This window comes from Cupriavidus sp. YAF13 (assembly GCF_052113425.1).
In the GTDB taxonomy this organism is placed as follows: domain Bacteria; phylum Pseudomonadota; class Gammaproteobacteria; order Burkholderiales; family Burkholderiaceae; genus Cupriavidus.
Map to the genome: position 1 here is coordinate 80,652 of NZ_JBFRDD010000022.1, position 19,638 is coordinate 100,289.

The 19,638-nt window shown below is 65.9% G+C and carries 15 protein-coding genes; 7 read left to right on the forward strand and 8 right to left on the reverse strand.

Annotation, left to right across the window (positions count from 1 at the left end; genetic code table 11):
• The first annotated feature begins 31 nt into the window (after positions 1–31).
• From AB4061_RS18895 to AB4061_RS18915, 5 genes are all read left to right on the forward strand, one after another.
• On the forward strand, positions 32–1,333 hold the full coding sequence (locus tag AB4061_RS18895; RefSeq protein ID WP_441636413.1) for a TolC family protein: 1,302 nt from the start codon (positions 32–34) through the stop codon (positions 1,331–1,333).
• On the forward strand, positions 1,330–2,898 hold the full coding sequence (locus AB4061_RS18900; protein WP_441636415.1) for an efflux RND transporter periplasmic adaptor subunit: 1,569 nt from the start codon (positions 1,330–1,332) through the stop codon (positions 2,896–2,898). The genes AB4061_RS18895 and AB4061_RS18900 overlap by 4 nt, the downstream gene beginning before the upstream one ends.
• Positions 2,895–6,038: an efflux RND transporter permease subunit gene (locus tag AB4061_RS18905; protein ID WP_441636417.1), complete on the forward strand. Its 3,144-nt coding sequence runs from the start codon at positions 2,895–2,897 to the stop codon at positions 6,036–6,038. Before AB4061_RS18900 ends, AB4061_RS18905 begins: the two co-directional genes overlap by 4 nt.
• Positions 6,039–6,066: 28 nt before the next feature.
• Positions 6,067–6,420, forward strand: a complete 354-nt coding sequence (locus AB4061_RS18910) for a copper-binding protein (RefSeq protein WP_441636419.1) — start codon at positions 6,067–6,069, stop codon at positions 6,418–6,420.
• A 173-nt stretch (positions 6,421–6,593) separates the two neighbouring features.
• A complete protein-coding gene (locus AB4061_RS18915; protein ID WP_441636421.1) occupies positions 6,594–7,805 on the forward strand; it encodes a dipeptidase in 1,212 nt (403 codons plus the stop codon).
• Between the two features lie 20 nt (positions 7,806–7,825).
• On the opposite strand, the gene AB4061_RS18920 is transcribed toward AB4061_RS18915, so the two are convergent.
• The 5 genes from AB4061_RS18920 to cyoA all read right to left on the reverse strand — a co-directional run bounded on the left by AB4061_RS18920 (position 7,826) and on the right by cyoA (position 12,913).
• Complete coding sequence (locus AB4061_RS18920) at positions 7,826–8,689, reverse strand: SURF1 family protein (RefSeq protein WP_441636423.1); 864 nt, start codon at positions 8,687–8,689, stop codon at positions 7,826–7,828.
• A complete protein-coding gene (gene cyoD / locus AB4061_RS18925; protein ID WP_441636425.1) occupies positions 8,686–9,093 on the reverse strand; it encodes a cytochrome o ubiquinol oxidase subunit IV in 408 nt (135 codons plus the stop codon). Before cyoD ends, AB4061_RS18920 begins: the two co-directional genes overlap by 4 nt.
• On the reverse strand, positions 9,090–9,746 hold the full coding sequence (cyoC, locus tag AB4061_RS18930) for a cytochrome o ubiquinol oxidase subunit III (protein WP_441636427.1): 657 nt from the start codon (positions 9,744–9,746) through the stop codon (positions 9,090–9,092). Before cyoC ends, cyoD begins: the two co-directional genes overlap by 4 nt.
• A complete protein-coding gene (cyoB, locus tag AB4061_RS18935; protein ID WP_441636429.1) occupies positions 9,739–11,742 on the reverse strand; it encodes a cytochrome o ubiquinol oxidase subunit I in 2,004 nt (667 codons plus the stop codon). Before cyoB ends, cyoC begins: the two co-directional genes overlap by 8 nt.
• Before the next feature lie 91 nt (positions 11,743–11,833).
• The gene (gene cyoA / locus AB4061_RS18940) at positions 11,834–12,913 is read right to left on the reverse strand and encodes a ubiquinol oxidase subunit II (protein ID WP_441636431.1); all 1,080 of its coding nucleotides are present in this window, start codon (positions 12,911–12,913) and stop codon (positions 11,834–11,836) included.
• 177 nt (positions 12,914–13,090) lie between these two features.
• On the opposite strand from cyoA, the gene AB4061_RS18945 reads away from it, so the two are divergent.
• The gene (locus AB4061_RS18945) at positions 13,091–14,410 is read left to right on the forward strand and encodes an MFS transporter (protein ID WP_441636479.1); all 1,320 of its coding nucleotides are present in this window, start codon (positions 13,091–13,093) and stop codon (positions 14,408–14,410) included.
• A gap of 69 nt (positions 14,411–14,479) precedes the next feature.
• Here the strand turns inward: AB4061_RS18945 and AB4061_RS18950 are convergent, their stop codons facing one another.
• From AB4061_RS18950 to AB4061_RS18960, 3 genes are all read right to left on the reverse strand, one after another.
• The gene (locus tag AB4061_RS18950) at positions 14,480–16,099 is read right to left on the reverse strand and encodes an alpha/beta hydrolase family protein (protein ID WP_441636433.1); all 1,620 of its coding nucleotides are present in this window, start codon (positions 16,097–16,099) and stop codon (positions 14,480–14,482) included.
• A 197-nt stretch (positions 16,100–16,296) separates the two neighbouring features.
• On the reverse strand, positions 16,297–17,409 hold the full coding sequence (locus AB4061_RS18955) for a CaiB/BaiF CoA transferase family protein (protein ID WP_441636435.1): 1,113 nt from the start codon (positions 17,407–17,409) through the stop codon (positions 16,297–16,299).
• 7 nt (positions 17,410–17,416) lie between these two features.
• Positions 17,417–18,421, reverse strand: a complete 1,005-nt coding sequence (locus AB4061_RS18960; protein WP_441636437.1) for a Bug family tripartite tricarboxylate transporter substrate binding protein — start codon at positions 18,419–18,421, stop codon at positions 17,417–17,419.
• 91 nt (positions 18,422–18,512) lie between these two features.
• Between AB4061_RS18960 and AB4061_RS18965 the strand changes: the two genes are divergently transcribed.
• Positions 18,513–19,478, forward strand: a complete 966-nt coding sequence (locus AB4061_RS18965) for a LysR family transcriptional regulator (RefSeq protein ID WP_441636439.1) — start codon at positions 18,513–18,515, stop codon at positions 19,476–19,478.
• Positions 19,479–19,638: the final 160 nt, after the last annotated feature.

Genomic DNA, 19,638 nt, shown 5'->3' on the forward strand with positions numbered 1-19,638 from the left:
GGCCGGGTCGTCGTTGCTTCCCGGAGGCTTTATGCATTTCCTTCGTCGTTTCCTGCAGGCGCTCCTGTGCGCGCCTGCATTTGGCCTGGGCGTGCCACTTGCCGCGCGCGCCCAGCCAGCACCCACCTTGTCCGTCGAGGAAGCCGTTGCGCTGGCCACCACGCGCGCCGGCAATGGCGAGACTTCCCACGGCAGCGTTGAGGCTGCGGCTCAAATGGCCGTGGCCGCCGGCCAGTTGCCTGACCCCGTGCTCAAGCTCGGGCTCAACAATGTGCCGGTCAACGGACCCGACCAGTTCTCCCTGACGCGCGACTTCATGACCATGCGCTCCATCAGCGTCATGCAAGAGTTCACGCGCTCGGACAAGCGCCGCGCCCGCGCGGAGCGCTTCGAGGCAGAAGCCGCGGCAGCGCAGGCGCGGCGCACGGTCAGCCTGGCCAATGTGCAGCGCAGCGTGGTCACGGCCTGGCTCGATCGCTGGTATGCCGAACAGGCCGGCATGCTGCTCGGGCACCACGGCCATCCGCTGGAACTGGAGCTGCAGGCCGCCAAGGCCGCCTATCGCAGCGGTCGCGGCACGCGGACGGACGTACTGGCCGCGGAGATGGAAATCCAGAAACTGCAGGACCGGCTCGACGAGAACCAGGCCGCCATCGACGCCGCCCAGGTGGCGCTCGCCCGCTGGGTCGGGCAGGCAGCCAGCCGCCCCCTGTCGGAAAGGCCAACCCTTGCCATTCCCCCGCGCGTGCAAGAGCTGGCCGGGTCAGAACTGGACGCGGTGCCGGAAATGGTGGCCTCGCAGCGCGAAATCGCGTTGGCCGAAGCCGATGTCCGGGCGGCAACCGAGGCCAGGAAGCCGGACGTGACCGTCGAACTGATGTACAGCCAACGGGGTTCCGCCTATTCCAATATGGGTTCGCTGAACGTCAGCTTCCCGGTGCCATGGGACAGGGGCAACCGGCAGGACCGTGAAGTGTCGGCCAAGCTGGCGCAGGCGCAGGAAGCCCGTGCCAGGTCCGAGATCGTTGCGCGCAATACCAAGGCCGCGCTTGGGGCGAAGCTCGCTGAGTTGCGGCGCAACCTTGAACGGCTCAAGCGCTACGACGAATCCATCCTGCCGCTGGCAAACGCCCAGGCAGACGCGGCATTGACGGCTTACCGGGCCAATACCGGATCGCTGCTGGCGGTTGCCGAAGCCAACCACCGGGTCATCGACACGGCGCTCGACCGGCTGACCCTTGAAGCGAAGACAGCCAGGGGCTGGGCCGAGCTGGCCTTCCTCGTCCCGCTGCCCACCGCGCAGACCGAACCCGCCGCGAGGGATTCCAAATGAAGAAACAAGTCATCTTCTCCCTGGTGGCACTCGCTGCCGCCGGCGGCGTCCTTTATGGCACCTATCAACTGGGTGTCAGCCGGGGCGAAGCACGCAAGCCACCCTCGACGGCGGCGCGAAACCCGTCCGCGGCCAGCGACGCGGATTCCCAGGCCGGCAGGAAGATCCTGTACTGGCATGACCCGATGGTGCCCGGCCAGCGGTTCGACAAACCCGGCAAATCCCCCTTCATGGACATGCAGCTGGTGCCGGTGTTCGAGGATGCCGGCACCAGCGGCGCGGCGGTCACCATCGACAGCCGCGTCACGCAGAACCTGGGCGTCAGGACCGCGCAGGTCAAGCCCGGCCGGCTCGATGCCGTGCTGGAGGTGCCGGGCAACGTGGCCATCAACGAACGCGGCATCGCCGTCGTCCAGGCGCGCACCACGGGCTTTGTCGAGCACGCCTATGCCAGGACCACCCTTGACCCGGTCAGGCGCGGCCAGCCGTTGATCGTCCTCTATGCACCCGAGTGGGTCGCCGCGCAGGAGGAGTACCTTGCGGTCGCGCGCATGAGCGGCAGCCCGTACGGCGACTTGCGCGGCGCCGCCAGCGCGCGCATGCGTCAGGCTGGCATGGACGATAGCCAGATCCGGCTGGTGGAGACCACCGGCAAGCTGCAGCCCCGGCTCACCATCACGAGCCCCGTCGATGGGGTCATCACGGAAGTCGGTGCGCGCGATGGCATGACGGTCTCGCCCGGCATGACGTTGTTCCGCGTGGCCGACCTCTCCACCGTCTGGGTCCTGGCGGAACTGCCGGAGAGCCAGGCTGCAGCGGCCCGGCCCGGACAGCAGGTTTCGGCTACCGCGCCGGCACTGCCGGGGCAGACGCTAACCGGCAAGATAGACGCCATCCTGCCCGACGTGAATCCGGGCACGCGCACGCTCAAGGTGCGCATCGAGCTCGCCAACAAGAACCGGCAGTTGCTGCCCGGCATGTTTGTCAGTGCCAGGTTCGGCGCGAGGCCGGGTGCCGACCAGTTGCTGGTCCCGACCGAAGCGCTGATCCGTACCGGCTCGCGCACGGTGGCCATGGTCGCGACCGGCAACGGCGGCTTCAGTCCGGTGGAGGTGAGAACCGGCGCGGAAGCCGGTGGCCAGACCGAGGTGACCGAAGGCCTGAAGGCAGGCCAGACGGTGGTGGTCTCGGGCCAGTTCCTGCTCGACTCCGAGGCGAGCCTGCGCGGCACCACGACACGCATGGAGAGCGCGAGCGCACCATCGGCACCGTCCGCACCATCGACACCATCGACACCATCGGCACCATCGACAGCCGGCGCGGAGCATGAAGGCACCGGCCGTATCGAAGCCGTCACGCCGGAGGGCCTGACGCTGTCCCACGGGCCGATCCCCACGCTCCAGTGGGGCGCCATGACCATGGACTTCGCAGCGCCGGCAGCGGGCCTGCCAAAGAACCTGAAAGCGGGCCAGGAGGTGCGCTTCCGTTTCCGGATAAACAATGACGGCGTGCCGGTCCTGTCTTCCGTGCAACCAGCCACCGCTGGCGCGGGGGACAAGCCATGATCGCCAACCTCATCCGCTGGTCGATCCGGAACCGCTTCCTGGTACTGCTCGCCACGGTCATCCTGGCGGCCTGGGGCATCTGGGCGGCGCGCAACATGCCGCTGGACGCCTTGCCTGACCTCTCCGACGTACAGGTCATCATCCGCACGCCCTACCCCGGGCAAGCGCCGCAGATCGTCGAGAACCAGGTCACGTATCCGCTGACAACGACCATGCTGTCGGTACCGGGGGCAAAGACGGTGCGGGGATACTCGTTCTTCGGCGACTCGTTTGTCTATGTGTTGTTCGAGGACGGCACCGACCTGTACTGGGCCCGCTCGCGTGTGCTGGAATACCTGAATCAGGTCCAGTCGAAACTGCCTGCTGCCGCCAAGCCGGCGCTTGGGCCCGATGCGACCGGCGTGGGCTGGATCTACGAGTACGCCCTGATCGACAAGACCGGCCACCACGATCTGGCACAACTGCGGGCGCTGCAGGACTGGTTCCTGCGCTTCGAGCTGAAGTCGCTGCCCAATGTCTCCGAGGTGGCATCCATCGGCGGGATGGTCAAGCAGTATCAGGTCGTCCTGATGCCTGACAAGCTGCGCGCCTACAACATCCCGCAAGCCACGATCCTGGCCGCATTGAAAGGGGCCAACCAGGAGACAGGCGGCTCCGTGCTGGAACTCGGGGAAGCCGAGTACATGGTCCGCGCTTCCGGATACCTGAAAACGCTGGACGATTTCCGGCAGATACCGCTCAACGTCAACAGTGCCGGCATCCCCGTGCGCCTTGGCGACGTGGCCACCATCCAGCTCGGCCCGGAGATGCGGCGCGGCATTGCCGAGCTGAACGGCCAGGGCGAAGTCGCTGGCGGCGTCATCATCATGCGCTCCGGCAAGAACGCGCTGGAGACCATCGAAGCGGTCAAGGCGAAGCTTGCGGCGCTGAAGCCGAGCCTGCCGCCCGGTGTGGAGATCGTGCCGGTCTATGACCGGTCCAGCCTCATCAACCGGGCGGTGGAGAACCTCACGCACAAGCTCGTGGAAGAGTTCATCGTGGTGGCGGTGGTCTGCCTCGTGTTCCTGTTCCACCTGCGCTCCGCGCTGGTCGCGATCGTGTCGCTGCCGCTCGGCATCCTCGCCGCCTTCCTGGTGATGCGGTACCAGGGCGTCAACGCCAACATCATGTCGCTCGGTGGCATCGCCATTGCCATAGGGGCCATGGTCGACGCGGCCGTGGTGATGATCGAGAACGCGCACAAGCACATAGAGCACTGGCGGGCCGAACATCCCGGCCGGCATCTGGGCGGCGACGAGCAATGGCGCGTGATCGGCGACTCGGCGGCGGAAGTGGGCCCTGCCCTGTTCTTTTCGCTGCTGATCATCACGCTGTCGTTTATCCCCGTGTTTACGCTGGAAGCGCAGGAAGGCCGCCTGTTTGCGCCCCTGGCCTTCACCAAGACCTATTCCATGGCGGCGGCGGCGGGCCTGGCGGTGACGCTGATTCCAGTGCTGATGGGCTATCTGATCCGCGGACGGATTCCGCCGGAGCAGTCCAATCCGCTCAACCGGTTGCTCATCCGCATCTATCAGCCATTGCTCGCTCGGGTGCTGCGCTATCCCAAGGCCACGCTGGTAGTCGCCGCGGTGCTGCTCGCGGCAACCGCATGGCCGATCCTGCAGGTCGGGGGCGAGTTCATGCCACCGCTCGACGAAGGCGACCTGCTGTATATGCCGTCTGCCCTGCCCGGGCTGTCGGCAGGCAAAGCCGCGCAGTTGCTRCAGCAGACGGACCGCCTGATCAAGACCGTTCCGGAGGTCGCCACAGTCTTCGGCAAGGCCGGACGGGCGGACTCCGCCACCGACCCGGCGCCCATGGAGATGTTCGAGACCACCATCCAGTTCAAGCCACGCGACCAGTGGCGCACGGGCATGACGCCCGACAAGCTGGTGGAAGCACTCGATCGCGCCGTCACGGTGCCGGGCCTGTCCAATATCTGGGTGCCGCCGATACGCAACCGCATCGACATGCTGGCCACCGGCATCAAGAGCCCGGTCGGCATCAAGGTGGCCGGGACCGACCTGAAGGAAATCGACCGACTGGTCAGCCGCATCGAGCAGGCCGTGAAGTCCGTGCCGGGCGTCACCTCGGCACTGGCCGAACGCCTCACGGGCGGGCGCTATGTCGATGTCGATGTCGACCGGGCCGCGGCCGGGCGGTATGGCCTGAATATCGACGACGTCCAGGGCATCGTCGCATCGGCCGTGGGCGGAGACAACATCGGCGAAGTGGTCGATGGACTGGCGCGGTTCCCCATCAACGTGCGCTACCCGCGGGACTACCGCGACTCGGTCGAGCAATTGCGCAAGCTTCCCGTTGTGACCGGCAGCGGACAGCAGATCCTGTTGTCGGATGTGGCCCGCATCCAGGTGACGCAGGGCCCGCCCATGCTGCGCAGCGAGAATGCCAGGCTCTCCGGCTGGGTCTACGTGGACATCCGGGGGCGCGACCTGCGCTCTGCCGTGCAGGAGATGCAGGCAGTCGTCGGCAAGGCGGTCCCGCTGCCTGCGGGGTACTCCGTCAGCTGGTCGGGGCAGTTCGAGTACCTGGAGCGCGCCACGCAGAAGCTGAAGGTGGTCGTGCCGTTCACGTTGCTCATCATCTTCCTGCTGTTGTACGTCACGTTCGGGCGCTTCGATGAAGCGTTGCTGATCATGGCGACGCTGCCATTTGCGCTGGTGGGCGGGTTCTGGCTGCTATACCTGCTCGGCCACAACCTGTCGGTGGCCAGCGTCGTCGGCTTCATCGCCCTGGCCGGCGTGGCGGCGGAGTTCGGCGTGATCATGCTGCTCTACCTGAAGCAGTCCTGGCTAAGGACCATCGAGAGTGGCCAGGCCAACGTGCCCGCGCTGCTTGAGGCGATCCAGGAGGGCGCCGTCCTGCGGGTGCGCCCCAAAGCCATGACCGTGGCGGTCATCCTGGCGGGCCTGCTGCCCATCATGTGGTCCGGCGGCACCGGCTCCGAAGTCATGCAGCGCATTGCCGCGCCCATGGTCGGCGGCATGGTCACCGCGCCGCTGTTATCACTGTTCGTGATTCCCGCGGTTTTCTTTTTGCTTCGCCGTCCAAAGGCGGAGTCCGCATTCCCCAAGCCTTGAACCTTGAACATTAAAGAAGGAGTTCACCATGAAACGCAATCTGATTGGCCTTGCTACCGTATGCGCCACCTTCGCCTTCACGCTGCCCGCCCAGGCGGCTGACGACATGGCCGGCATGCAGATGAAGCCGGCAGCGTCGACGTCCGCCTCGACGTCCGCCCCAAAGCCCGTCGAAGCGGAAGTACGCAAGGTGGATACGGCTAACGGCAAGGTCACCCTCAAGCACGGCCCCATCGAAAATCTCGGCATGTCGGCCATGACGATGAGCTTTCCCGTGAAGGACAAGGCCAGCCTGGCCAGACTGAAGGAAGGAAGCAAGGTCCGTGCTACCTTCGACAAGGTCAACGGCGTGGCAACGGTGACGAACATCGAGCCGGAATAAGCGCCACCTACGGATTTGGCCGCATGCCGAGGCGGTGTCCACGGTGTTGACGATGTGCAGGGAGCGGGCCCAGCCGTCCCGCACGCCCTTCGGTATGGAATGCCGTCCTACAAGCGCGCCTGGCGCGCTTTGCGCGCGATATCATAGTAGGTGCACAAACGCGTGGAGCGACGATGCAGATTGACTGGACGACGATCCGTCGGGGCGATGCCGATGCGCCGCCTGGACCGGCACCGGGCAGCATCAGCCGCCGCGCGTTCCTGGCGTCAGGCGCTGCACTGGCGCTAGCCGCCTGTGCACAGGGACGCTTTACCGGCGACACCCAGCCGCAGGGCTCGGCCGGCACAACGGCCGCTAAAGACGTTAGCGACGTTAACAATGTCAAAGACGTCTCCGCCTGGAAGCCCTCCTCCACCACGCTGACCATCGACATGCACAGCCATGCCGGCCGCGTGATCGTGTCGCGCGATCCCGCCATCGGCGCGGACCGGCCCTTTCTTCCACTGGCCGCGCCGATGCGCGCGGGCGGCGTGAACGTGATCTGCCTGGCAATCGTGACGGATACCATCGTCACGCGCGTGTCCGCCGATCGCACGCGCTTCGAAGCCTGGCGAACCCCTTCCGAAGGCGAGCTCTACGCGCTTGGCGTGGCCGAATTCGCCCGCGCGCACAAGCTGGTGGAGCGTGAGCAGATGCAAGTGGTGACCGACGCGGCTACGCTGGCCACACGGGGGCCGGCCGGGCCGTGCGTGATCATCGCGTCGGAAGGCGCGGACTTTCTGGAGGGCAGGCTGGATCGCGTGGACGAAGCGTACGGCATGCACCAGTTGCGGCACCTGCAGCTCACGCACTACCGCGTCAACGAGCTGGGCGACATCCAGACGGAGGCGCCGGTACACGGGGGCCTGACGGATTTCGGCGCGGATGTGGTGCGGCGCTGCAATGCATTGGGCATCGTCGTCGATGTCGCGCACGGCACCTATGACCTGGTCAAGCGCGCCGCCGCCATCGCCACCAAGCCACTGGTGATTTCGCACTCCGCGCTGGCGACGCGCCCCAGCCTGCGCAGCCGCCTGATCACACCCGACCACGCGCGCGTGATCGCGGGTACCGGTGGCGTGATCGGGGTCTGGCCCAGCGCGGGCACCTTCCGCGACCTGCCTGCGATGGCGCTAGGCATCAAGCGCATGGCCGACGTGGTTGGCGTGGATCATGTGGGCGTGGGAACCGACATGCTCGGCTTCATCTCGCCGCCGGTGTTCCGGACCTACGATCAGTTGCCCTCGCTGGCCGCCGCGCTGCTGGCGGCGGGCTTCACGCAAGAGGAAACGGGCAAGGTCCTCGGCGGCAATTACCGCCGGGTGTTCGAGGCGTCCGTGGGGTAGCGCGAGGGACCGACCTGCGCCTACGGCGTGCGCCGTCCCGCCTTGCCCTCGCCCTGTGTATCCTGTTTGTCCTGCGTATCCTGCGTATCCTGTGTATCGCCGCCCCGTGACCGGCGGTACGCCTCCCGCCCGGCATAGACGGCGCCGGCGGCAAACATCAGCGCCAGCGCAAACCAGGTGATCGCATAAACGAGGTGGTTGTTGTTGAACGTGATGACGGTCAGCCCGCCCACCGGCCAGGTGCGCTTGCTGGCGTCCCCGAGCGGCACGGCCGCGTCTGCATCGATGAAGTAAGGCGCCACGTTCCGCAGGCCACGCGCGGCGGCAATGGCCGGCACATCGCGCGCATACCAGCGCCCGGCCGCCGGATCGTTGGTGCGCAGAAACCCGTTACCGGGCTCGCTGAAGCGCAACAGGCCAGTGACGGTGGTCTCGCCGGTGGCGTCGCCCCCGCCGCGCTTGGCGCGCTCGCTCAGCTCAGGCGGCACAAAGCCGCGGTTGACCAGCACCACATTGCCATCTGCCGTGCGCAACGGCGTCACCACCCAGAAGCCGCCACCAAGCTCCGTGACGGCCTGCACCAGGGTCTCGCTGTCGTTCAGGAAGGTGCCGGTAAGACGCACGCGGCGGTACTCGTCGGCGGCCTTGGTAAGCCGCGGCCACTGATCGGCGCTGGGCGCGGCCGTGGCGGGAGCATGCACGCGCGCGTTCACGCGTTCGATGAGGTCCAGCTTCCACGCGCGGCGTTCGACTTGCCAGACGCCAAGCGAGAGCAGCCCGGCCACCGCCACGATGGCGAGCACGGCAAACGCCACAAGCGCGCCGGTGGCGCGCTTGCGGGAAGACGGGTTGGATTGGGCTACGCCCTGCTGCCGGGCCGTCAAGGCAGGTTCTTCATGTCGTGCATTGGCATCATGTTCTGGTCGAGATGGAACATTACCCAAAGCGAGCCGCTCAGCGCGATGACCACCAGCACGATCGTGAAGATCAACGCCAGCATGGTCCATCCGCCCTCGGATCTCGCATTCATATGCAGGAAATATATCATGTGGACGACGATCTGCACCGCGGCGCAGCCCAGCAGGAACAGCGCGGTGGTGCTGGATTTATCGAAAACCTTGGCCATCACCAGCCAGAACGGGATCGCCGTGAGGACCACCGCGAGCACGAAGCCCGTCATGTAGCCCTTGAAGGTGCTATGACTGACCTCGCCGCCGTGGCCGTGATCGTCATGGCCATGCCCGTGGCCATGGGGATCGTCTGCAAGGGCATTGTCATGCGCGTTCATGGCAGCACTCCCATCAGGTAGACGAAGGTAAACACACCGATCCAGACCACATCCAGAAAGTGCCAGAACATGGACAGGCACATCAGGCGGCGCTTGTTCTCCGGGATCAGCCCGTGCTGCCCCACCTGCACCATCAGCGTGATAAGCCAGACGATGCCGACCGTCACGTGCAGCCCGTGGGTGCCCACCAGCGTGAAGAACGAGGATAGAAAGGCGCTGCGCTGCGGCCCCGCGCCGTCGTGGACAAAGTGTGCGAACTCGTAGAGCTCCAGGCTGATAAAGGCCGCGCCCAGCAAGCCGGTGATGCCGAGCCAGATCAGGGTGGTGCGCACCTGCGCCTTCTGCATCTCCAGCACGGCAAAGCCGTAGGTGATCGACGACAGCAGCAGCATGGTGGTGTTCAGCGCCACGAGCGGCAGCTCGAACAGCTCGGCGCCCGTGGGGCCGCCGGCGTAGCGCCGCCCCACCACGCCGTACACGGCAAACAGGCTGGCGAAGATGAGGCAGTCGCTCATCAGGTACAGCCAGAAGCCGAGCAACGTGCCGTTCTGCGCATGCACCTCGCTGGTCGCGTAGAAACGCAGCTCGCTCTGGCGCGTGATGTCCGGCATGCGCACGTCGCCGGGGCCGTAGGAGGCGGTGGTATCAACCATGGGTGGCAAGCAGGCGCGTGCGCTCTGCCTCGGTGCGGACGACGTCGTCGGCCGGGATGTAGTAATCGCGCTTGTAGTTGAAGGTGTGGCCGATCGCCACGACCAGGATGGCAGCGAAGGACACGATCACAAGCAGCCACATGTGCCAGATCAAGGCGAAGCCGAGCACGGTGCTTAAGCCCGCCAGGATGATGCCCGCGCTAGTGTTCTTCGGCATGTGGATCGGAATAAAGCCCTGCTGTGGCCGCTGGTATTGGTGCTCTTTCATCTGCCACCACGCGTCGTTGTCATGAATGATCGGGGTAAAGGCAAAGTTGTACTGCGGTGGTGGCGAGGAGGTCGACCACTCCAGCGTGCGGCCGTCCCACGGATCGCCCGTGGTGTCGCGCAGGGCTTCGCGCCGGCGGTAGCTGACCACCAGCTGTATCAGGAAGCAGCCGATGCCTAGCGCGATCAGGAACGCGCCGAATGCCGCCAGCTGGAACCAGATCTGCAGGGACGCATCCTCGAAGTGGCTCATGCGGCGGGTCACACCCATCAGCCCGAGCACATAAAGCGGCATGAAGGCAACGTAGAAGCCAACCAGCCAGAACCAGAACGAGCACTTGCCCCAGAACGGATCCAGCCGGTAGCCGAAAGCCTTGGGAAACCAGTAGGTGATGCCAGCCATCAACCCGAACAGCACGCCGCCGATGATCACGTTATGGAAGTGCGCGATCAGGAAGAGGCTGTTGTGCAAGGAGAAATCCGCCGGTGGCACGGCGAGCAGCACGCCGGTCATGCCGCCGATCACGAAGGTGACCATGAAGCCGATGGTCCAGAGCATCGGCACCTCGAAGCGGATGCGCCCGTGGTACATGGTGAACAGCCAGTTGAACATCTTGGCCCCGGTCGGGATCGAGATGATCATGGTGGTGATGCCGAAGAACGAATTGACGCTGGCGCCCGAGCCCATGGTGAAGAAATGGTGCAGCCAGACCAGGTAGGAGAGCACCGTGATCACCACCGTGGCGTACACCATCGACGCGTAGCCGAACAAGCGCTTGCGGCAGAACGTGGAAACCACTTCCGAGAAGATGCCGAACGCGGGCAGCACCAGGATGTACACCTCCGGGTGGCCCCAGATCCAGATCAGGTTCACGTACATCATGGCGTTGCCGCCAAGATCGTTGGTGAAGAAGTTGGTGCCTGTATAGCGGTCGAGCGCCAGCAGGGCCAGCACGGCGGTGAGCACCGGGAAGGCGGCGATGATCAGCACGTTGGTGCACAGCGCGGTCCAGGTGAACACCGGCATCTTCATCATGGTCATGCCGGGCGCGCGCAACTTGACGATGGTCACGAGCAGGTTGATGCCCGACAACAACGTGCCCAGCCCGGCAACCTGCAAGGACCAGATGTAATAGTCCACGCCCACGTCCGGACTCTGCAGCACGCCCGACAACGGTGGATACGCCAGCCAGCCGGTGCGCGCGAACTCGCCGACGAACAGCGACATCATCACCAGCACGGCACCCCCGACCGTCATCCAGAAGCTGAAGTTGTTGAGAAAGGGAAAGGCAACGTCGCGCGCGCCGATCTGCAACGGCACGACAAAGTTCATGAGCCCGGTGACCAGCGGCATGGCCACGAAGAAGATCATGATCACGCCGTGCGCGGTGAAGACCTGGTCATAGTGGTGCGGCGGCAGGTAGCCCAGCGAGTCGCCAAAGGAGACCGATTGCTGCAGCCGCATCATGACCGCATCGGCAAAGCCGCGCAGCAGCATGACGATGCCCAGCACGACATACATGATGCCGATCTTCTTGTGGTCGATGCTGGTGAACCACTCGCGCCAGAGGTAGCCCCACGCTCGCAGGTAGGTCAGTGCGCCAACCAGCGCCAGCCCCCCGATCGCGACGGCCGCGAAGGTCGCCAGCAGGATGGGCTCGTGAAAGGGGATTGCCTCCCAGGTGAGGCGGCCGAATACCAGTTGCGTCAGGTCGAGGTGCTCGGGCATTGTGTCACCAGGGCCGCAAGGGCGTTGTTACAGGAATCGGGGAGCAGCGGGTCATTGTTGCAACGTCATTGGGAAACRTCATCGGGCAATGTCATTGCGGCAACGGCCTGGCGGACGCCACGCGGGGGCCGTTGCCAATGCCTGCAGGGTCGCCTGCCGTGCAGATGGCGCCCAGGCTGGCGCGGGCGGCGCCGCGTTCGAGCGCCGCCACGTTGTAGGCCCGCGGCTTGTCCTTGCCCTGGCCCTGCCTCGCACTCATGGCCATGTCCTTGATGCAAGGCCGGTTGGCTTGCACGCAGCGGTTCAGGATCGCGTCGTACAAGCCCGACGCCACGCTGGCGTAGCGCCTCACCGGCTCAAGCTCGCTGGGTTGCTCCAGCTGCAGGTAAGCGTCGCGCGTCAGGGCCCCGCCGCCGGTCTTGGCTTGCTGGACCCATCGCGCGAATTCCTCCGCGCTCATGCCATGGAACTTGAAACGCATGCCGGAGAAGCCCGCGCCGCTGTAGTTGGCGGAGAAGCCCTCGTAGACACCGGGCTGGTTGATCACCGCGTGCAGCTTGGTCTCCATGCCCGGCATGGCATAGACTTGGCCCGCCAGCGCAGGGATGAAGAAGGAGTTCATCACGGTGGACGCCGTGATCTTGAAGCGGATCGGCTGATCCACCGGCGCCGCCAGCTCGTTGACCGTGGCGATGCCCTGCTCGGGGTAGAAGAAAAGCCATTTCCAGTCCAGCGCCACCACCTCCACGGTGAGTGGCTCCATGGCCATGGGCACCGGGCGCCCCGCATCGATGCGGCTCAAGGACTGGTAGGGATCGAGCTTGTGCGTGCTGACCCAGGTCAACGCGCCCAGGGCGATGATGATCAAGAGCGGCGCGGCCCAGATCACCAGCTCCAGCAAGGTGGAATGGTCCCAGTCGGGCTCGTAGATGGCCTCCCTGTTGGCCTCGCGGTAGCGCCAGGCGAAGAGCAGTGTCAGCGCGATCACCGGCACGATGATCAACAGCATCAGCCCGGTTGAAATGATGATTAGATCACGCTGCCGGATCGCGAGATCCCCGGCCGGGGCTAGCAAGACAGCATTGCAGCCCGTCAGCAGCAAGATGGCAGCAAGCAACAGACACCCGCGCGTCGCGTAGCGGGATGGCACTATCCGAATGCGAAATTGCATAGCCGTGGAAGTGATCGTTGGAACTACGCCGGTGGGCTGGCCGCGGAAACTCAACATTTCCTATGGCACTGTAGTCAAAGAAGTGCCATTCTTAAAGGAGTGACACAAAACGCCACCCCGAACAACGAGAGACGAGAGGGCCTGACGATGTCCAGCAGCAGCGGCAGCAGCAGCGGCATGGCGCACCAGCACCAGCCGTCACCGTCTTCCCCCACGCCCGCGCAAGACGCCGCGCACCGGGCGCAGGTGGCGCCAGCCGAGATCGCTGCCGGCGTCGTCATCGGGCGAGCGTCCGAGTATTTCGATTTCTTTGTCTACGGCATCGCCTCAGTGCTGGTCTTCCCCAGCGTGTTCTTCCCGTTCGTCAGGCAACTGGAAGGGCTGCTGCTCTCCTTCACGATCTTTTCCTTCGCCTTCATCGCCCGGCCGTTCGGGACCACCTTGTTCATGGCGATCCAGCACCGCTGGGGGCGCAGCATCAAGCTGACGGCCGCATTGTTCCTGCTGGGCACCGCCACGGCGGGCATGGCGTTCCTGCCGGGCTACGATGCGCTCGGCAGCCACGCCATCGTCATCCTGGCGGCGCTGCGCATCCTGCAGGGCATTGCGCTGGGCGGCTCATGGGACGGGCTGCCATCGCTGCTGGCACTGAACGCCCCGGCGCACCGCCGCGGCTGGTACTCGATGCTGGGGCAGCTCGGCGCGCCGATCGGCTTTCTCCTTGCCGGCTCGCTGTTCCTCTACCTGCGCGCCAACCTGGATTTCGATGAGTTCCTGGACTGGGGCTGGCGCTATCCGTTCTACGTGGCGTTCGCCATCAACGTGGTCGCGCTGTTCGCGCGCCTGCGCCTGGTGGTGACCCGGGAGTACACGCAGCTGCTGGAAGAAGGCGAGCTGGAGCCGATCAGCCCGGTGCAGATCATGCGCGCCCAAGGCTACAACCTGTTCATCGGCGCCTTCGCGGCACTGGCCAGCTACGCGCTTTTTCACCTGGTCACGGTGTTCCCGCTGTCGTGGGTCGCGCTGCACGCCACGCAGGACATCAATGACGTGCTGATCATCCAGATCATCGGCGCGGGGATCGCCATGGCGGCTACCATCACCTCCGGCTGGATCGCCGACCGCATCGGGCGGCGCACCACGCTGGCGTTGATGGCAGTCCTGATCGGCATCTTCGGCCTGTTCGCGCCGTACCTGATGAACGGCACCCCGGCGCGGCAAGACTTGTTCATCCTGATCGGCTTCGGCTTGCTGGGCTTGTCGTACGGCCAGGCCGCGGGCGCTGTCACGGCAAACTTCGGATCGCGCTTTCGCTATACCGGCGCGGCGCTGACTTCCGATTTTGCGTGGCTGTTCGGCGCCGCCTTTGCGCCGCTGGTGGCGTTGGGACTGTCGGCGGAGTTCGGCTTGTTTGCCGTCAGCGCCTACCTGCTGTCCGGCGTGGCGTGCACGTTGCTGGCGCTGTGGATCAATCGCAAGATGGAAGCCCGCGACTGACCTGGCTACGACAAAAAAACGGCCAGTCATGCGCAATGACTGGCCGCTGTCTTTTCCACTCCGCTTTGCTCAGAAATTCCCGAAGAACCCACGCGCGGCGACCATGCAAAACGGCGCCACCAGGCTCCCGTGGTAGGCCTCGATCACCGCCGACGCACCACCGTCGGTTGCGCCCGCCGCCACGGCCTGCGCGGCGAGCGTAGCCTTGGCCAGCGCAAATCCCTGCTTGATCGGGGCGTACGGATCGGCAGGCCCGGCCACCGGCGCATCCACATCCAGCACCGAAGTCAGCCCCGCCGGCACCTTGGCATTCTGCCAATACGCCTGCTGCACGGTCGCRTTGAAGAAGAACACCGTCGGGTCGAAGCGACCGCCGCAAAGCTGCACCGGGGCACGCGGGATCCAGTTGCGCAAGTCATTGCGCTTGAACGCCTGGCGCAGCGGCGCAACCGGGCTGGCCGCCGGCGCCATCGCCACCGTGGTGTACGGGAACGCGCCATCCGGATTCACCAGCGCGTCTTCCAGCAGGCCGAGGCGGAAGCTGTTGCGCACCAGGTTGCCTTTGCCAAACCCGAGGGCGAAGATCGGCGTCAGCTCAGGCGGCGCCAGCGGGGGCGAAGCCGGCGGCGTCAGCGAGGCAAACTGCGCAGCCGGCGGATAAGGGCTGAAGAGCGCCGTGGCAGGCAGCTTGCCGTTGCCAATCAGCGTGTCGATTGGCGTCACGCTCGGCAGGAGATCCTCGATGCCACGCGCGTAGCTGGCCTCAAACAGGTCGCCCGGCCTGCGGTAAATATTGCCGTAGGCGTTCTGGTAGCTGGTCGCCACCAAGGTCGTGAAGATGGTGGAACCCAGATCCACCTCACCCGCGATCAGCGCGTCGCCGGTGGCCGCCATGGCATAGGGCCCCGAACCCGTGGAAGCCGCCGTCACGTTGATGCCCGCCGCCTGCAGCGCGCGATGCGTGGCCATGGCAACGTGGCCGCCCTGCGAATATCCGGTGATAAAGAGCTTGCCATTCTCCCGGGCCGCCTTGCCCGAGTCCGCCCGGGCCAGTGCAACCCGTGCGGCCCGCAGCGAGTCGATCATGTCCGCCGATTGCTGCTGGGCATTCAGGTAGGGATGATAGGAAAGCTCGGAGCCGGCGTAACCCGCATAGTTGCTCGCCACCACGATATAGCCCTGCGCGGCATACATGGCCGCAACGCTGATGCCCTCCGAGGCGCCATCACCGTTGCCCGGGTCCTTCTGCGTCAGGTCCGCAAGGTTGAATTTGCGGTAGGTGGTGGTGCCATGCGCGTACATCAACGCCGGGCGTGGCCCACTGCATGCGCGCCCGCCGCTTGGAATCATCAGCGCGCCGCTCGCGGTGGTGGGCTCATTGGCGCCGCCGATGGTGCGGTAGCGGAAGTAGACGATCTCCAGGTCGCATGCAGGGGTGCCGGCGATCTGCAATAGCTGCCGGCCTGAATCGCTCGCGTTGAGAACGCCGGCCAGCGCGGCCGCGCTCAGGCGCAGCGTGGTCCTGTGATCGAGAAGCTGGCCGCGATTACTGTTGTAGTTGTAGTCGTTGTTGTTGTTGCCGTTGCAACTGATCCCGCCGCAAGAACTCGCCGATTGCGCGTAAGCCCCCGCGCTCAACGCCAGACACGTCAAGCCCGCAAAGCCCGCCTTCGCCATGGTCAATCGCATCTTCCATCCCCCCCGCCTGTGGTCTACGTCAGTTAGCCTGATCTACACAATTAGCGGAGTGTAGGTAAACGGATCAACTACCCGCCAGCCTGATGGCGCGCGATCTCGTATCGTGAAAAAGAGATGAACAGGTCGTGATGCCCATCCATCCTGAGGGTCAAGAACAGTAACGCAAGGTTGCAGCCAAGCGGCCTGGCCTAGCGTCCGGTGCGCACCCGGAAACCCAGCCCCGGCGACACCACGGTGGCATCGCCATCGCGCAGCTCGATGGTTTCCAGGCTGCCGTTGTCCCGTGATTCAGCGGCAAACTCCGCGATGTTGCGCAGGCGCGCGGCCGGAATGCCGCACGCGCTAAGCCGCGCTTCCAGCTCCGTGGCCAAGCCATCGGCCAGCGCGGCGGCGAGCGCCTCCTTGAGCGCGCCCGGATCGAGCGAGCGCACAAAGGCAGGCAGGCCGCTGCGTTCCAGCGGCGGATTGAACAAGGCGGGATCCCGCGCCAGATGACCAAGGCCCAGCGCTTCGAGCAATGCCAGCAACTGGCCTGGCGTGTTGGCGCCGATGGCCAGCCAGCCATCGCGCGTGCGGAAGAAATCGGCGGAGGGGCTGCCGGAGTAGCCCTGGTTGCCCTGCCGGGGTGGCGTGGCGCCGCGTGTGAGCGCGTCACAGGCCATGGGGTACATCAGCTGCATGCCGGCGCTGGCCATAGAGATATCGAGCAGCATGCCGCGCCCGGTGCGCTCGCTGTCGCGTACGCCGGCCAGGATGGCGAAGGCGGCGAGCAGCCCCGTGGCGGAATCGATGACCGGGAACCCCGTCTTGATGGGCGGGTCGCCCTCGTTGCCCGCCATGTAAGCCATGCCGGTGGCAGCCTGCACCACATGGTCGTAAGCGGGCCGGCCGCGCCATGCCGGCGCGCCGCGGCCAAAGCCGGAGATGCTGCAATAGACCACGCGCGGATTCAGCGCAAGCACCGCCTCGAAGCCGAGCCCGAAGCGCTCCAGCACGCCCGGGCGCAGGTTGTCGACGAAGACATCGCAGGTGGCGGCGAGCTCCAGCGCATGCTGGCGCCCTTGCTCGCTGCCAAGGTCGAGGGCCAGCGACGACTTGCCGGCGTTGAGCGCGACGAAGCCCTCGCGGCCCCGTCCGGCGCGGCGCATGACATCGCCGCCGTTGGCGTTTTCCACCTTGGTCACGTCGGCCCCGAGCTGCGCCAGCAGGAAGGTGGCGAAGGGACCGGCGATGACGTGCGAGAAATCGAGCACGCGGATGCCCGCGAGCGGGGTGAATGAATGGGTAACGGTGACAGGCATGGCAGGCTCACTCGATCGTGATGTGGTTTTTCTCGATCACCTGCCGCATCCTGGCGGTTTCCTCGGCGACAAGGCGGGTGAAGGATTCGGGCGTGGGGCTTGGTTCGATGAGCGCCCCTGTCTCGGCATAGAAACGGCGCAGCCCGGGATCCGCCAGTGCCCTCAGCATGGCGGCATGCAAGCGCGCCACCAAGGGCTTAGGCAGGTTTGCCGGGGCCCAGATGCCACTCCAGGAATCCAGCGTGAGATCGCTGCGCCCGAGCGCCTCGTTCAGGGTCGGCACGCCTGGCAGCGCGGGGATCCGCTGCATCGAGGTCACGGCAAGCGCGCGCACCTTGCCATTGCCGATCTGCGGCACCGCGGTGGTCGCTACCGGAAAACCGAATTGCGTATCGCCCTTGATCAGCGACGGCACGATCTCCACCGAGCCCTTGTAGGGGATATGGACCGCGTTGATGCCTGTCGCCGATGCGAAAGCCGCGCCGCAGATATGCGCGGCGGAGCCGATGCCGCCCGATGCATAGTTCAGCGAGCCGGGCGAGCGCCGCGCGGCGGCCACCAGTTCGCCCACGGTGCGGTACGGCGAATTCGCCCCCACCACCAGCACGGCGGGGCTGACGCCGATGCGGATCACGTGGGTGAACGCCGCCGGATCGAACTTGACGGATGGCTGCAAGAGCTTCTGCGCGACATGGGTGGAGGCGCCCAGCAGCACGGTGTAGCCATCGGCCGGCTGCTGCGCCACGGATTCGGCAGCAAGGATGCCTGCCGCGCCCACCTTGTTCTCCACCACGATGGGCTGGCCAAGCTCCCTGCCCAGCACTTCGGCCAGCTTGCGCGCCTGGATATCCGGGCCGCCGCCAGCGGCATACGGCACCACCAGGCGAATCGGGCGGCTGGGGTAGTCGTCCGCGGCAAACGCCGAAGCCGGCAGGCCGGATGCTGCCGCAACGGGCAGCGTCAGCAGGGTCCGCAGCATCAGGCGGCGCGTGCGGCGGGTGGATGCAGGCATCTCAGGTCTCCTTTCTGGTTTTGCCCGATTGTCACGCCGCGCCATCATTCGAGACAATGATCCAGTTCTTATGAATCCATCAGGATTGGTTATGGCAATGGTTTCCCCTTCGCGCGTGGCTGCGCCGAGCGCCGCCCATCCGAACCGGATCGACCGCCTGCGTATCCGCCATCTGCGGCTGCTGGACCTGGTGGCGCGAACCGGCTCCCTGACCGCTGCCGCCGAGGTCATGCACATCAGCCAGCCGGCGGTGACCAAGATGCTGCAGGAGCTGGAGCAAGCTTTCGGCTGCACGCTGATCGAGCGCACTACGCGAGGCGGCCGCCTGAGCCCGGCGGGCGAGCGCGCGCTGGAGCGCCTGCGCATTGCGCTGGGCGCGCTGGACGCGGCCAGCGAGGCCCTGGCGGCCCGCCCGGAGATCCCGCTGGTGCGCATGGGCGTGCTGCCGCTGGTCGGGGTCAACGTGCTGCCAAGGCTGATCGCCACGCTGAGCCGGCAGGGTGTGCTGCCGCGCTTGCAGGTAAGGGAGCACACCGTCAGCGGCCTGCTCGGGCTGCTCGCCGGTGGCGAGCTCGACTGTGTCATAGGCCGGCTGGAAACCAGTCATCCCGCGCAATCGCGGGAACGGCTGGCCATCACGCCGCTATGGGACGAACACCTGGCCATTGCCTGCGCGCGGGACCACCCCTTGGCCAGGCGCCGCGAGGTAAGCCTGCCGGCACTGCATGAAGGGCCTTGGATCCTGCCGCCGCGCGGCACCCACACGCGGGAGATCTTCGAGCAGCCGTTTCTCGATAGCGGTCAGTTGCCGCCCGTGCCGCATATCGAATCGATCTCATTTCACAGCAGCTTGTCGATGGTTGCCGCGAGTGGCTTCCTGACGATTGCGCCGGCCAGCGCCGTGCGCCACTACGCGCAGACGTCCATGGTGCACCAGGTGCGCCTGCGCACGCCGTTCGCCTCCGGGCGGATGGTGTTGATTACCCAGCGGGATGCGGCAGTTGCGCCGGCGGTCGCCTTGATCGCCGATGCCCTGCGGGAGGCCGGCAACCCTTAGGGGCGCGCCACACGGGCGCCAGGTTCACGCAAACTCACATTGCCCCGCCCCCTGAGCGGATATCATATGCCCACCAAACAAAGCGCCTCCGGCCGACCCACGATCAGCGGATCCGCGGATCCGCGGACCGGCCCGGGGCAAGCAGCTTCACCTAGCGATA

What these genes read in the sequence shown, in the direction of transcription:
- AB4061_RS18895 (WP_441636413.1), top strand. Translation starts at nt 32, where the DNA reads ATGCATTTCCTTCGTCGTTTCCTGCAGGCGCTCCTGTGCGCGCCTGCA.
- AB4061_RS18900 (WP_441636415.1), top strand. Translation starts at nt 1,330, where the DNA reads ATGAAGAAACAAGTCATCTTCTCCCTGGTGGCACTCGCTGCCGCCGGC.
- cyoD (WP_441636425.1), bottom strand. Translation starts at nt 9,093, where the DNA reads ATGAACGCGCATGACAATGCCCTTGCAGACGATCCCCATGGCCACGGG.
- cyoC (WP_441636427.1), bottom strand. Translation starts at nt 9,746, where the DNA reads ATGGTTGATACCACCGCCTCCTACGGCCCCGGCGACGTGCGCATGCCG.
- AB4061_RS18910 (WP_441636419.1), top strand. Translation starts at nt 6,067, where the DNA reads ATGAAACGCAATCTGATTGGCCTTGCTACCGTATGCGCCACCTTCGCC.
- AB4061_RS18960 (WP_441636437.1), bottom strand. Translation starts at nt 18,421, where the DNA reads ATGCCTGCATCCACCCGCCGCACGCGCCGCCTGATGCTGCGGACCCTG.
- cyoA (WP_441636431.1), bottom strand. Translation starts at nt 12,913, where the DNA reads ATGCAATTTCGCATTCGGATAGTGCCATCCCGCTACGCGACGCGCGGG.
- AB4061_RS18955 (WP_441636435.1), bottom strand. Translation starts at nt 17,409, where the DNA reads ATGCCTGTCACCGTTACCCATTCATTCACCCCGCTCGCGGGCATCCGC.
- AB4061_RS18945 (WP_441636479.1), top strand. Translation starts at nt 13,091, where the DNA reads ATGGCGCACCAGCACCAGCCGTCACCGTCTTCCCCCACGCCCGCGCAA.
- AB4061_RS18915 (WP_441636421.1), top strand. Translation starts at nt 6,594, where the DNA reads ATGCAGATTGACTGGACGACGATCCGTCGGGGCGATGCCGATGCGCCG.
- cyoB (WP_441636429.1), bottom strand. Translation starts at nt 11,742, where the DNA reads ATGCCCGAGCACCTCGACCTGACGCAACTGGTATTCGGCCGCCTCACC.
- AB4061_RS18965 (WP_441636439.1), top strand. Translation starts at nt 18,513, where the DNA reads ATGGCAATGGTTTCCCCTTCGCGCGTGGCTGCGCCGAGCGCCGCCCAT.